The sequence below is a fragment of the Roseomonas alba genome (assembly GCF_019430885.1).
Classification (GTDB): domain Bacteria; phylum Pseudomonadota; class Alphaproteobacteria; order Acetobacterales; family Acetobacteraceae; genus Neoroseomonas; species Neoroseomonas alba.
In genome coordinates this window covers 85,909-99,444 of the sequence record NZ_JAHYBZ010000002.1, presented here as the reverse complement: position 1 = coordinate 99,444, position 13,536 = coordinate 85,909, and the positions used below count along the sequence as shown (strand labels likewise).

Sequence of the window (13,536 nt, the reverse complement as noted above, 5' to 3'; positions counted from 1 at the left end):
CCGGTCGAGCCGGCCCGCCAGCCAGGGGTGCTGCACTTTGCCCGACATCTTCGACGAGGTGGAGGAGGATCTCCGCGCCGAACGCGCCGCCCGCCTGTGGCGGCGCTTTGGCACGCCGGTCTTCGTCCTGCTGCTGCTGGCGCTCGCCGGCGTGGGCGGCTGGCAGGGCTGGACGTGGTACCAGACCCGCGAACGCGAAGCCTCCGCCACCACCTTCATGGAAGCCCACCGCGCTACCGAACAGCAGGGTGCCGACCTCGCCGCCATGGCGAACCGCTTCGAAGCCCTGGTCGCCAATGCGCCGGAAGGCTACCGCATCGTCGCCCGGCTCCGCGCCGCGGCGCTGAAGGCCGAGACCGGCGACATGCCCGCCGCCCTCGCTCTCTATGACCAGGTCGCGAATGACAGCGCGGCGGACCCGCTCTATCGCGGCCTCGCCTCGCTGATGTGGGTGTTGCGCTCGATGGATACCGCCGAACCCGCCGCGCTGCTCGCGCGCCTCGCCCCGCTCACCCAGCCCGGGCAACCCTGGCGCGCTTCGGCGCGCGAACTGCAGGGCTTGGTCGAACTGAAGGCCGGCCAGCGCGACATTGCGAAGCAGACGCTGGAGGCGCTGGCCAACGACGTCACCGCGCCGCAATCCATCCGCGACCGCGCCGGGCGCATCGCCTCGGGGCTCGCCTCCTGATGGCCGGCGGGATGACGCGCCGGGGCGCGCTGCTCGGGGCCGCCACGCTGCTCGGCGGCTGCGAGACCTTCGAGAACTGGTTCGGCGAGCGCCGGGAGAGCTTCCCCGGCGAGCGCCATTCGGTGATGGATCTGCCCGAGCGGAGCCTGCAGGCCGATCCCGCGGCCCAGGGCACGACCGTCGTGCTGCCGCCCGCCGATGCGCGGCCCGACTGGCCGGTCTCGGGCGGTGATCCTGCCCATGCGGGTGGCAACCTCGCCTTCGGCCCCGGCCTCGCCCGGGCCTGGAGCAGCAGCTTCGGCAGCGGCAGCGCCTATCGCCGGCGCCTGCTGAACGGCCCGATCGCCGCCGGCGGGACGGTCTATGTCTCGGATGCGCTGGGCACGGTCTCGGCCTTCGACGCCGCGACCGGCAGCCGCCGGTGGCGGCGCGAGACCGACCGGACCGACGAGGATCCCGCCACCATGGCGAGCGGCGTCGGCGTGTCCGGCGAGACGCTCTACGTCGCCTCGGGCCTCGCCGAGCTGATCGCGCTCAACATCGCCGACGGGTCGGTGCGCTGGCGCGTGGATCTGCCCGCCCCGGCGCGCGGCGCTCCGACGGTCGCCGGCGGGTCGGTCTTCGTGCCGACCGTGAACAGCCAGCTCGTCGCGCTGGCGGCCGATGACGGGCGCCGCATCTGGACCCATCGCGCCACGGCCATTCCCACCATCCCGCTCGGCCTCGGCAGTCCGGCGGTGGAGGGCGATGTCGTGATCGCCGGCTTCCCCTCAGGCGAACTGCTGGCCCTGCGCGCGGGCGACGGGCGGGTGATCTGGAGCGAAAGCCTTGCCGCCGCCGGCACCGGCACCTTGTCGGATATCGCCGCCGTGCGCGCACGCCCAGCGGTGGGCGGCGGGCGGGTCATCGCGATCGGCATGGGTGGGCTGACCATCTGCGTCGACCTGCGTTCCGGCCGCCGCCTGTGGGAACAGGAGGCCGGAGGCACCGAAGGCGCCTGGCTGGCCGGCGAATGGGTATTCATGAGCACCGATGCCGGCCAGGTCGCGGCGATCGGGCGCGACAGCGGGCAGGTGCGCTGGGCGACATCCCTGCGTCCGGCACCGCGCGGCAACCGCCGGCCGGATCCGGTGAACCTGTCAGGGCCGGTGCTGGCGGGCGGGCGCCTCCTCGTCGGCACCTCCCTGTCCGAACTCGTCGCCATCGACCCGGCGACTGGCGCGGTGCTGTCGCGCACGGAACTGCCCGCGGGCCTGACGCTGCAGCCGGCGGTGGCCGGCGGCCTGCTGCTGGCAGCGACGGACGACGCGACGCTCACCGCCTTTTCGGGCGGCTGAGATGCCGCGCAGCGTCGTCATTCTCGGCCGGCCGAATGTCGGCAAATCCACGCTGTTCAACCGGCTTGCGCAGCGCAAGATCGCGATCGTGGACGACACGCCCGGGGTGACGCGCGACCGCAAGGAAGTGCTCGCGCAGATCGGCGGCCACGAGGTGCTGCTGGTGGACACGGCGGGGCTGGAGGAAGCGCCGCCCGACACCGTGGCGGGCCGCATGCGCGCGAGCTCCGAGGCCGCGCTGCGCGCCGCCGACCTCGTGATCTTCGTGGTCGATGTGCGGGCCGGGCTGACGCCCGCCGACCGCGCCTTCGCGACCTGGCTGCGGCGCGCCAACCTGCCGGTGCTGCTGGTCGCCAACAAGGCCGAGGGACGCGGCGGCGCCGCGGCCGCGATGGAGACCTATGAGCTCGGCCTCGGCGATCCCATCGCCATCAGCGCCGAGCACAACGAGGGCGTCGGCGTGCTGCACGAGGCAGTGGCAGAGGCGCTCGGCGAGGCGCCCGAGGATGACGGCGAGCCGGTCGAGGACGATCCCGAGCGTCCGCTGCGCCTTGCCATCGTCGGCCGTCCCAATGCGGGCAAGTCCACGCTGCTGAACGCGCTGCTCGGCGAGGAGCGCATGATCACCGGCCCCGAGCCCGGCCTGACGCGCGATTCCATCGCCGTCGAATGGCGCGATGCGACGGGCGGGCGCGTGCGGCTGGTGGACACCGCGGGCATGCGCAAGAAGGCGCGCATCGAGGAACGGCTGGAGCAGATGTCGGTCGCCGCGACGCTCGGCGCGCTGAAGGAGGCCGAGGTCGTCATCCTGGTGGTCGATGCGCTGCTCGGGATGGACGAACAGGACCTGCGCATCGCGCGCCTCGCCGAGCGCGAGGGCCGCGCCGTCGTCATCGCCTTCAACAAGTGGGATGCGGTCGAGGATCGCGCGGCAGCGCGGCAGAAGCTCGACGATGTGCTGACCGCCTCGCTCGCGCAGTTGCGGGGCGTGCCCGTGGTCACGCTTTCGGCACAGACGGGGCGCGGGCTCGACCGGCTGATGCCCGCGGTGCGCGCGACCTATGCGCTGTGGAACAAGCGCATCTCGACCGGCGAGCTGAACCGCTGGTTCGAGGCGGCGCTGACACGACACCCGCCGCCCGCGGTGGATGGGCGCCGCGTGAAGCTGCGCTACGCGACGATGCCGAAGGCGCGGCCGCCGACCATCGCGGTATTCGGCACACGCGCTGAGGAACTGCCCGAGGAATACCGGCGCTATCTGGTGAACGCCTTCCGTGAGGCCTTCGCCATGCCCGGGGTGCCGATCCGCATGCAGATGCGCGGAACGCGCAATCCCTACGCGGAAGCCCCGTGATCCGAAGCATGGCATGGTGGTTTCCGGCATTGTATGTTTCGGTGACGTTGCCCGTGCAAAGGCCCGGGCCTTCCGACTGGGGACGATGAAGCTGACTCATGAGTGACCAACCCGGCCACCTCCTCGATTCCATCACGGGCCGGCAGCGGCTCATCGACCGCTTCGAACGCATCGAGAGGCTGCTCACCGAGCGGGCGGAGCAGACCGAGCAGCATCTTGGCCGCATCGACCAGCGACTGGACGTGATCGAGGAGCGCCTCCGTCAGCTGGAACAGGCGGGCCAGTCCAGCGGGCTGCCATACGCGACCGTCGCCCAGCTTCGCGAGCTCGACAACCGGGTCGTTGCGGAGGCGCTCATCCGCGCGCGCTGCATGGTCGTGCCGGTCGATGGAACGACAGCGCTCTGCCGCATCCTTGGCCGCTACAAGATGTATGTGGACCTCCGCGACAAGGGGTTCGCGCCGCATCTCATGTATGAGGGCTTCTGGGAGTACTGGCTGACCGAGTTCATCTGGCGCAACGTGAAGCCGGGACAGGTCGCGCTCGATGTCGGGGCGAACCACGGCTACTACGCGTTACTGATGGCCGACCTGGTGGGCCCCGAGGGTCAGGTCCATGCCTTCGAACCGAATCCGCGCATGGTCCAGTTGTTGCGCGACACCGCCGCGCTCAACGGATTCTGGCAGTCGATCCGCGTGCATCCCTGCGCGGTCGGCGAGCGGGCCGCGGCGGCGGTTCGCTTCCTCGCCAGCGTGGCCGAGCCCAAGAACGGACGGCTGCTGAGCGAGCGCGACGCGGCCGGGACCGGCGTGCTTGAGGTTCCGATCATCTCGCTCGACGAGGCGCTGCCCGGCCGGGTCGATTTCGTGAAGATCGACGTCGAGGGTGCCGAGGAACTGGTCTGGCGCGGCATGCAGGAGGTCATCGACCGGAATCCCGAGATCCAGATCGTGCTCGAATTCAATGCCTCGCGCTGCAGCTCGCCGCTTGGAACGCTGAACCACATCGCGTCGCGCTTCCCGCTCCGGGAGATCGGCTTCGACGGTCAGGTGCATGCCTGCGCCGCGGAGGAATTGCTCGGCCGAAGCGAGGATGCGCTGCTGTACCTTTCCACGCTGGACCCCGCCTGAAATGGACGATGAGAGCGACCCGGTGCCGGCGCGGCACCGGATCTACTACCTGCATATCCCGAAGACGGGCGGCCAGACCCTCGGGACGCGCCTGGCCAGCGCCTTCCCGACCGACAGAAGCTGGGTGCTGCAGGACGATCTCCGGTCGGCGGCACAGTTCGACAGGCTCTTCCAGGATCACGACTTCGTCGAAGGACACGCCGCGAGCGGGCTCCTGAAGCGCGCCGATCCCAGGATCGACATCCTGTGTACGGTGCGCCACCCGGTCTCGCATGTCCGGTCCCTGTTCCGCCACATCCTGCGCGAGCCCCTGCTGCGGCTTCACCCGCCGGCGAAGGCGCTCGGCTTCCACGGCTTCGCCGAGCACTACGGCGACATGCTGTTCAACCAGCAATCCAGGACGCTGGTCGAGACGATGGAGGGCCGGGACCATCAGTTCTATCGTGGGAATCGCAACGTGTGGCTGCTCGAGCGCCTCGCGCCCTCGATCAAGCGCGTCCGCTGGCTGGTGCCGACCGAGCAGATCGACGATTTCTGCCGTTGGTGGCCGCTGGAGACCGGCCACAGCACGGTGCCGGAGGAACTCCGCATCAACGTAGCGCCCGCCGCGGAGATGGATGACGAGATCGAGGCATTTGCGCGGGAAAACCCGGAACGCTTCGGCCTCGACTACACGCTGTGGCAGATCGCCAACCAGCACTATGCCGCCTGGCGCTCCACCGTGCTCCAGAAGGCGACGCCCCGGCCGGACACGAATGTCCCAAGCTGCGCCTTCGCCGATCCGGACCTCGGCGCAATCTGGATGCTCGACGGCTGGTATCCGCGCGGGGTGCGCGGCGACGGGATCGCCGAGTGGTGGGCCGGGCCGGCCGAGGTTTCCAGGATCCTCGTCCGCCGCTCGCCTGGCGTCGACCGGCTGCGCCTTGAGATTCCGGCCATGATCCGGCTCAGGCACGAGCAGTTCCACGTCTTCGCCGACGAAAGCACGAAGCGGCTGCCGGCGCGGGTGGCGCTCGTGGAAAAGGGACCGCTCAGCGAAATGGTGATCGACCTGCCGCAGGAACTGGGTGACAGCTTCCGGTTGCTCATCCAGGTCCCGCGCGTCGCAAGCCTGCTGGAGATCGATCCAGCCGCGCGGGATGGCAGGCGGCGGTCTTTCGCCTCGCAGAACTGGTCGCTCTCGCGCAGCGACAGTGCCGCCGCGGCGAAAGCGTGATGGCCTCCGGTGCGTACGCACCGGAGGTCTGAATCGCGCGATCAACCCATGGGCTGCGGTGTGATGGCCCGAGGCGCTCATGCGCCGAAGGCCTGAACCGCGCGATCAAACAATAGGCTAGAGCGTGATCGGTGAACGAAGGTAAGCCAATCAGGCTCTAGCCTCTTGTCTTGCGAGCATCGGCACGCGTTCAGATGATTTCCCTCTGAACGTGATCGGCCCTAGCCCGCCAGGAACTCCCGGGCGCTGGCAATGATGCGGGGGACATCCGCGGTCCAATACTCCCGCTGCTGGTCGCAATCCTCCAGCCAGATGCGATGGCGGTGGCCAAGCATGCGCGACATGCGGGCGAAGCACAGGCGGTTCCGCAGCGTGCCCGCCATATGGGGCAGGACCTCGAAGACAGGCGTGCCCGGCGGCGCCGCGAAAATCATGCAAAGGCCGGCGCCATGCTGGGAGACGATGGCGGTCGCCCCGCGCATCGCCACGATCCGATCGCGGAGGCTCATTTCCGTCAGGGTGATGGGGCGGATGCCCTCTGCCACGAGCGCATCCTCCAGCGCCTCGTCATTGGCCGCCTTGCGCCGCCTGGCATCGCGCCGCGAGATGTAGACGGGCCCGGTCCGCGGCGGTTCCCTCCCATCGAGCGCGGCCGCCACCATCTTGCGGAACAGCCCGCCTGCGGCGCCTTCGGGGTCGAGGCGCACACCCGGCCGACCGGTCACATAGAGCCGCCCGACCGCAACCGCATCGCCCACGGGAATGCAGGAAAGGGCGCTGCCGCCTGCCAGTTCGAGGCTCTCGGGGACGTAGGGTGGCGCATCGTCGCGGACCAGCACCGGCAGATCCGGTACGCCGTCGGCAAAGCGCCAGGCGATGGAGGTCATCCAGTCCGTGAACCAGTGATAGACGTTGTTCGGGCAGATCGCGAGCACCGCTTCCTCGACGCGCGGCGCCGTGGCGGAAGCGATCCGGGACGCCTCGGGCAGCACCCGCCATTCGCTCCGGATCATGCTGCCATCGGCACGCCACATCTGGCCTTCGCGGTTCACCAGCACGTCGCGATAGAGGCGCACTTCCGGCGTGCCCGCCTTCACGAGCGCATCCTCGATGCTGTGCAGGTGGCGCTCGATAGCGGGGCCTGCGCTGGGCGGGGCGCCCGGGGCGAGCAGGACCTCGCAGGGGTAGGCTGCCGGCAACAGCGGTGATTGCACCGGGAAGACGAAGCCCGTCCTTTCCCCGCCATCATCGCTGACGCGGCAAAGCCGCCGCCCCAGCATGCGCGCCACCTCCCTGATCCATTCCGGCGTGCCGTTGTTGAGCAGGATGAGACGGAGCGTGGAGACAGCCTCCCCCTTGGCCGCCTCTCCGGAGAATACGTCGGGATCGGCGAGGAGGACGCCGAAGGCGTCCTCGGCGCGCATCGCGTGGGCAAGCCTCAGCGCCAGGCGGACACGCCCCTCGGGCGGCAGCGACGCCCTGATGGCCGCCGTGACGACCCAGTCCCTGGCTTCGGCATGGCCCGACCGCATGGCCGCGGCCCATACGGCATTGAGCGATGCCGCATCATGCGTATGAATCGGCCTGCGCATCTGCTCGTCACAGAACCGCCGATGGTCCCGGGCCTCTGCCGGCGATTGCGGCTCGCTGTCCATGCCTGCCCTCCGGCGTTCGGCCGCCATCGCCGGCCCCGCCCAAGTGTCGCGGCTGCGGGCAAAACCGTCCAGCCTCCGATAGCCTGCGGATCGGCGCAGCACGACTTGCCGGTTGCAGCGCCGAGGCGGTAATGAATGCGAATGAGCGCCACACCAGAACAACCGCCGGTGGCTCGGCGGCTTGAGCTTCCGCACAAGATGTTCGTCGGTACCTTCCACAAGACAGGTACCATTCTGATGTGGTCGATCTTCCAGAAACTGTCGCAGCGCTTCCGCCTGCGGCTCTGGGTCCAGAACAGCCGCCCCGCACCGCCGCGCTGGGATGTCTGCTTCGACGCCCATTCGCATTTCCGCTACGGCGTGCGTGACCTGCCCCACAAGGGCATCATCGTCATCCGCGACCCCCGGGACATCGTCATCAGCGGGGCCTACTACCATGCGCGCCTCAAGCCCGGGACGCGCGACGGCTGGGTTCACCTGCCGGATGAGCGCTTCGGCGGGCTGAGCTACCAGGAGAAGATCCGCTCGCTCGGCAGCGACCATGAGAAGTTCGTCTTCGAGATGGACAACATGGCCGTCTGGACGATTCGCAAGATGCGCCGCTGGATCGTGCCGCCACCCGAATTCCTCGTCCTGCGCTTCGAGGATCTGGTGACCGACTCGGAAATGCGGGAGTTCGCCCGCGCCTTCGCTTGGCTCGGCGTGCCTCCGGACCGGATGGAGGAGGCGATGGAGATCGCGCGGGATGCGAGCATCTTCTCCGGCCCGCAGGACGTCGGCCATGTGCGCAGCGGAAAGCCGGAACAGTGGCGTGCTCATTTCACCCCGGAACTTCACCAGGAATTCCTCAAGCGGTTCGGCCACACCGCGGAGCGCCTCGGCTACCTCGCCGCCTGAGGGATTGTCCGGGAGCTCCGGCACGCGCCACATGAGGCGCCCACCCCACGGGCTGCGACCGCCACAGGAAGGCCACACAGGCACCGCAACAAGGCGAGCCCCATGACAGACCTCGCCTTCACGCTCTCGAAGCTGCTCTGGTTCCCGGCGCGCCCGGGCCATTTCGCCCTGATCCTGGGCTTCATCGGCCTGTTCATGATCTGGCGCGGCCGCCGCTCCGGGCGCTGGCTGATCCTGCTGTCCCTCGGCTTCTTCGCGCTGCTGGTGGTGACGCCGATGAACCAGTGGCTGCTGCTGCCGCTCGAGGACCGCTTCCCCCGCCCGGCCGCGGCGCCGGCGCATGTGGACGGCATCATCGTGCTGGGCGGCGCGGTCGAGCAGAACATCACCGAGGCGCGCGGCATCCCCTCCCTGAACGGCGCGGCCGAACGCATGACCGAGGGCGTGATCCTCGCCCGCCGATACCCCGATGCGCGCCTCGTCTTCACCGGCGGCCAGGGCTCCTTCGTGCATGGCGGGCTGACCGAGGCCGATGTCGCCCGCCAGCTCTGGACCGGCATGGGCGTCGATCCGACGCGCGTGATCTATGAGGACCAGGCCCGCAACACGCATGAGAATGCGGTCAACACCTACCGCTTGGTGCAACCCAAGCCGGGCCAGGTCTGGCTGCTCGTTACCTCGGCCTCCCACATGCCGCGCTCGGTCGCGGTGTTCCGGGCCGCGGGCTTCCGCGACATCGTCCCCTGGCCGGTCAATTATCGCACCGGGTACACATGGGCGGCGCAGTTCGACGCCCCCTTCCCCGAGCGCCTCGGTCAGTTCGAATGGGGCTTTCGCGAATGGCTCGGGCTTATCGCCTACCGGCTGATGGGCCGGACGGAGAGCGTGCTGCCGGACCGGACGCCGGCGGCGCCGTGACCTTGTCGGCCTCGCCGCGCTCGATGGCGCGCCAGCGGGCGACGTTGCGGTTGTGCTCGTCGAGCGTGCGGGCGAAGGCATGCCCGCCGGAGCCGTCGGCGACGAAATAGAGGAAGTCGTTGTCCTCCGGCCGCAACACCGCTGTGAGGGAGGCCTTGCCCGGGCTCGCGATCGGACCCGGCGGCAGGCCGCGCACGCGATAAGTGTTGAAGGGGTGGTCGCGGTCGAGGTCGGCGCGGGTGATCGGCCGATCCATCGGCGCGCCCCCCGTCGCGGCATAGGCAACGGTCGGATCGGATTGCAGCGGCATGCCCCGCCGCATGCGGTTGATGAAGACGCCGGCGACGCGCGGGCGTTCCTCGGGCTTGCCGGTCTCGCGCTCGACGATGGAGGCGAGGACCAGCGCCTCGCGTGGCGTGGTGAAGGGCAGGTCGGGCGCGCGGTTCGCCCAGGCCTCGGCAAGCGCCCGGTCCATCGCAGCGTCGGCGCGGCGGATGATGGCCGCTCGGCTCTCACCCCATTCATAGGAATAGGTTTCGGGCAGAATGTCGCCCTCGCTGAAGGTGGGCACTTCGCCGCTCAGGCCGTCGGTGCGTTCCAGCAGGGCGCGTATCTGGTGGGCCGTCAGGCCTTCGGGGATGGTCAGGCGGCGCTGGACGGGGCGCGCCTCGCGCAGGATGTGCAGGACCTGTTCCAGCGACACGCCGGCGGGAAACTGGAACTCGGCGGCGCGCAGGGGGCCAGCGCTGCGGGTCAGCCAGGAAGCAACGGCGAAGGCGCGGGGGTCGCGGATGACGTCCCGTTCGGCGAGCGCGGCCGCGATGCGTTCGGTGCCACCACGCGGTATGACGATCTGGGCCGGCTCGGCCAGCGGCCCCGGTCCGGCATAGGCGCGCCAGGCCGCCGAGGCCCCTAGGCCCCCGGCCACCAGCAGGACGAGAAGGAAGATCAGGAGGAGAAGGCGCAGACGCATGCAAAGGCCGGATATGGGGGGAGAGCGGCCCCTTCAACCCCTGACGTGGGAGGATTGGGACTGCGCCGATGCTTCCACCGTCGCTGTTGGAGGGGCTCTGCCCTTCCAAACGACCCCACCACCGGGTTCCCATTGACCTTGCTTCGCAACGCTACTGGGTGCCGCTGGTGCCTGGAGCACTTGGAACGCAATCTTCTGGACCGGGCACGACGGACGTGCTGCCCCCGCCAAACGCGCTTGGTGCGCGAATGCGGATTCTGTCACCATTCCAGCAATGGCGGACAGCGCCAAGTTGGGGTTTCCAAAGGCCTTTCGGCCTTTGGTGGGGTGAGCCCGAGAGGGGCAAAGCCCCTCTCGGTTCCACAGTGGCAGAGCGGGGACGCTCAAAACCCGCCCCCTCGTCGCCAATGTCCGGAGAGAGGCCAAAGCCCCTCCCTGGCGCACCATCCTCAGGGCGCCGCCTTGAAGACGATGCTGGCGTTCGTCCCGCCGAAGCCGAAGGAGTTCGACAGCGCCACGTCGATCCTGCGCGGCTGCGCCTGCAGGGCCACGCGGTCGATCACGCTCTCGCGCGACGGCTTTTCCAGATTCAGCGTCGGTGGCGCAACATTGTCCCGGATGGCGAGGATCGAGAAGATTCCCTCCACCGCGCCGGCCGCCCCCAGCAGATGCCCGATCGCCGACTTGGTCGAGGACATGGCGACGCCGCGCGCGTCGTCCCCGAACAGCCGCTCCACCGCCTCCAGTTCCAGGTCGTCGCCGAGCGGCGTCGAAGTGCCGTGGGCATTGACGTACTGGATATCGCCCGGCGCGAGGCCGGCCGAGGCCAGCGCCGCCTTCATGGCGCGGAAGGCGCCTTCATGGCCCTCGGCCGGGGCGGTGATGTGATAGGCATCGCCCGACATGCCGTAGCCGATGACCTCGGCATAGATCTTCGCGCCACGGGCCTTGGCGTGCTCCAACTCCTCGAGCACCAGCACGCCCGCGCCCTCGCCCATCACGAAGCCGTCGCGGCCCTCGTCCCAGGGACGGGACGCCGCGGTCGGCGTGTCGTTGAAGGCGGTGGACAGGGCCCGCGCCGCGCAGAAGCCGGCGACGCCGAGTTCGCAGACGGCGGCCTCGGCCCCGCCGGCGACCATCACATCCGCATCGCCGAGGGCGATGAGACGCGCCGCGTCACCCAGCGCATGCACGCCGGTCGCGCAGGCCGTCACCACGGAGTGGTTCGGGCCCTTGAAGCCGTACTTGATCGAGACCTGACCGGAAGCGAGGTTGATCAGCGCCGAGGGGATGAAGAAGGGCGAGATGCGCCGCGACTTCCCCTGGGCGGCGAGCCGCGCCGATTCATCGATCGTCTCGAGCCCGCCGATGCCCGAGCCGATCATCACGCCGGTGCGGCAGCGCTCCTCCTCGTCGTCGGGATGCCAGCCGGAATCCTCGACCGCTTCCGCAGCCGCGACGAGCGCGAACTGGATGAAGCGGTCCATCTTCTTCTGGTCCTTGATCGGGATCCATTCGGAGAGGTCGAGCCGCCCATCCGCCTTGGTGCCGGCCGGAATCTGGCCGGCGATCTTGGCCGGCAGGGCGGAGACATCGAAGGACTGGATGCTGCCGATGCCGGACTCGCCTTCCAGCATCTTTTTCCATACGCGCTCGACCCCGAGGCCGAGCGGGCAGGCGATGCCCATGCCGGTGACGACGACACGTCGCGGCGAGAAGCCGTTCTGGAACACGCGCTCTACCCCCCAGCCAGTCGCAGGCTTTACTCGCCCTTCTGCTTCTCGATGTAGTCGATCGCGTCCTTCACGGTCGTGATCTTCTCGGCCGCATCGTCGGGGATCTCGACGCCGAAGGCCTCCTCGAAGGCCATGACCAGCTCGACCGTGTCGAGGCTGTCCGCGCCCAGGTCGTCGATGAACGACGCTTCCGGCGTCACCTTGGCCTCTTCGACGCCCAGGTGCTCGACGACGATCTTCTTCACCTTCTCGGCGGTGTCGCTCATCGCGTTTACTCTCTCCGTTCTGCCGGGCCTGGCCCGTGCGAAAATGCCGATTGCGGGTTCCGCCCGGTGCCGGCCGGACTCGCCCCCGGGCCCCCGCGGAGCCCGGCGCTTATCATGGAAGCGTCGCGCGGCCTAGGCGTTCCAGGCAGGGCCGGTCAAGGGCCGAGCCCCCGACCGGGCGGTTGGACCGTGGCCGGCGGGCTGCGCCTGTAGCGGCCGGGCCACACATGGGCCCGGCCGGCGGAAGCTCAATCCACCGTTATGCTGGCCTGGCGGATCACCTGGGCCCAGCGCTCGCGTTCCCAGCGAATCAGCTCGGCGAAGCCCTTGCCGTCCATGGTCGAGGGCTCCGCGCCCTCGTCGCGCAGGCGGCGGATCACGTCGGGATTGGCCAGGGCCTGGCGCATGGCGCCATAGAGCTTGGCCTGGATGTCGGCCGGCGTGCCGCGCGGCACCAGCAGCCCGTACCAGGCCGTCGCCTTGTAGCCGGGGATGGTGTCCGCCACGGGCGGCACATCGGGCAGGACGGCGATCCGGCCCTCGCCGGTCACCGCCAGCGGGCGCACCTGCCCGCCGCTGATCAGCCCGACCACCGACGGCAGGGTGGTGATCATGAAGTCGAGGTTGCCGGCAACGACATCCGTCAGTGCCGGGGCGGCGCCGCGGAACGGGACGTGCTCGGCCCGCAGCCCGGCCATCTGCAGCATCAGTGCGGCCGCGAGGTGGCTTGCCGACCCATTGGAGGCCGACCCATAGGTCGACGCCCCGTTGGCCGCGCGGATCTCCGCCAGCAGTTCCGGCAGGGTCCGCGCACGGGATTTCGGGCCCACCACGACCACCAGCGGCGCGTCCGCCACGAGGCCGATCGGTTCCAGCACCTGTTCCGGATCGATGCGCATGTTGCGGAACAGCGAGACGTTCACGCTCATCGGGCCGTGATTGCCCATCAGGACCGTGTAGCCGTCCGGGCGGGCGGTCGCGGCGGCCTCGGTCGCGATGTTGCCGCCGGCGCCGGGGCGGTTCTCGACCACCACGGGCTGGCCCAGCACGCCCTGCATGGCGCTCGCCACCGTGCGGGCGATCAGGTCCGTGCCGCCGCCCGGCGCGAAGGCCAGCAGGATGCGGATAGGGCGGTTCGGGAAGGCGGCGTCCTGGGCGGCGGCCGGCAGGCTCAGCAGCGCCGGCGCAGCCAGGGCGCCCAGCAGGCTTCGACGGGTGTTTTTCATAAGAGCCATCTTTCGTTTTGTTTGCGAAGGCCGGCGTATCCTCGGGGCCTTTAGTCCCATCCGGGTTGCGCGAAAAGCGGGGCTGCGACTCCAGGGCGGGGGATTGATCCCGCGCGCGGTGCGCAGTCCCCTGTCACGGC

12 protein-coding genes are annotated in these 13,536 nt (G+C 69.7%); 7 read left to right on the top strand and 5 right to left on the bottom strand.

Annotated elements, in window-relative coordinates:
• Positions 1-37: 37 nt before the first annotated feature.
• From KPL78_RS04890 to KPL78_RS04870, 5 genes are all read left to right on the top strand, one after another.
• Complete coding sequence (locus KPL78_RS04890) at positions 38-688, top strand: tetratricopeptide repeat protein (RefSeq protein ID WP_219761801.1); 651 nt, start codon at positions 38-40, stop codon at positions 686-688.
• A gap of 11 nt (positions 689-699) precedes the next feature.
• Positions 700-2,025: an outer membrane protein assembly factor BamB family protein gene (locus KPL78_RS04885; RefSeq protein ID WP_255568646.1), complete on the top strand. Its 1,326-nt coding sequence runs from the start codon at positions 700-702 to the stop codon at positions 2,023-2,025.
• A 1-nt stretch (position 2,026) separates the two neighbouring features.
• Positions 2,027-3,379, top strand: coding sequence for a ribosome biogenesis GTPase Der (gene der / locus KPL78_RS04880; protein WP_219761799.1), 1,353 nt, complete (start codon positions 2,027-2,029; stop codon positions 3,377-3,379).
• Between the two features lie 98 nt (positions 3,380-3,477).
• Positions 3,478-4,509 carry an FkbM family methyltransferase gene (locus KPL78_RS04875; protein WP_219761798.1) on the top strand — a complete coding sequence of 344 codons (1,032 nt, stop codon included), beginning with the start codon at positions 3,478-3,480 and terminating at the stop codon, positions 4,507-4,509.
• Position 4,510: 1 nt separating this feature from the next.
• Positions 4,511-5,725, top strand: coding sequence for a hypothetical protein (locus KPL78_RS04870; RefSeq protein ID WP_219761797.1), 1,215 nt, complete (start codon positions 4,511-4,513; stop codon positions 5,723-5,725).
• A gap of 221 nt (positions 5,726-5,946) precedes the next feature.
• On the opposite strand, the gene KPL78_RS04865 is transcribed toward KPL78_RS04870, so the two are convergent.
• Complete coding sequence (locus tag KPL78_RS04865) at positions 5,947-7,380, bottom strand: glycosyltransferase family 61 protein (RefSeq protein WP_219761796.1); 1,434 nt, start codon at positions 7,378-7,380, stop codon at positions 5,947-5,949.
• A 141-nt stretch (positions 7,381-7,521) separates the two neighbouring features.
• Here KPL78_RS04865 and KPL78_RS04860 point away from each other — a divergent pair, with 141 nt between their 5' ends.
• Both KPL78_RS04860 and KPL78_RS04855 read left to right on the top strand, forming a co-directional pair.
• Positions 7,522-8,277 carry a sulfotransferase domain-containing protein gene (locus KPL78_RS04860; protein WP_219761795.1) on the top strand — a complete coding sequence of 252 codons (756 nt, stop codon included), beginning with the start codon at positions 7,522-7,524 and terminating at the stop codon, positions 8,275-8,277.
• Between the two features lie 102 nt (positions 8,278-8,379).
• Entirely contained in the window at positions 8,380-9,195 is an 816-nt protein-coding gene (locus tag KPL78_RS04855; RefSeq protein ID WP_219761794.1) for a YdcF family protein, read from the top strand.
• Here KPL78_RS04855 and mltG read toward each other — a convergent pair.
• The 4 genes from mltG to KPL78_RS04835 all read right to left on the bottom strand — a co-directional run bounded on the left by mltG (position 9,128) and on the right by KPL78_RS04835 (position 13,396).
• Complete coding sequence (mltG, locus tag KPL78_RS04850; protein ID WP_219761793.1) at positions 9,128-10,168, bottom strand: endolytic transglycosylase MltG; 1,041 nt, start codon at positions 10,166-10,168, stop codon at positions 9,128-9,130. The genes KPL78_RS04855 and mltG overlap by 68 nt on opposite strands.
• A 449-nt stretch (positions 10,169-10,617) precedes the next feature.
• Positions 10,618-11,901, bottom strand: a complete 1,284-nt coding sequence (gene fabF, locus KPL78_RS04845) for a beta-ketoacyl-ACP synthase II (protein ID WP_219761792.1) — start codon at positions 11,899-11,901, stop codon at positions 10,618-10,620.
• A gap of 29 nt (positions 11,902-11,930) precedes the next feature.
• A complete protein-coding gene (locus tag KPL78_RS04840) occupies positions 11,931-12,170 on the bottom strand; it encodes an acyl carrier protein (protein WP_168040410.1) in 240 nt (79 codons plus the stop codon).
• Between the two features lie 248 nt (positions 12,171-12,418).
• Positions 12,419-13,396, bottom strand: coding sequence for a Bug family tripartite tricarboxylate transporter substrate binding protein (locus KPL78_RS04835; protein WP_219761791.1), 978 nt, complete (start codon positions 13,394-13,396; stop codon positions 12,419-12,421).
• Between the last annotated feature and the right edge of the window lie 140 nt (positions 13,397-13,536).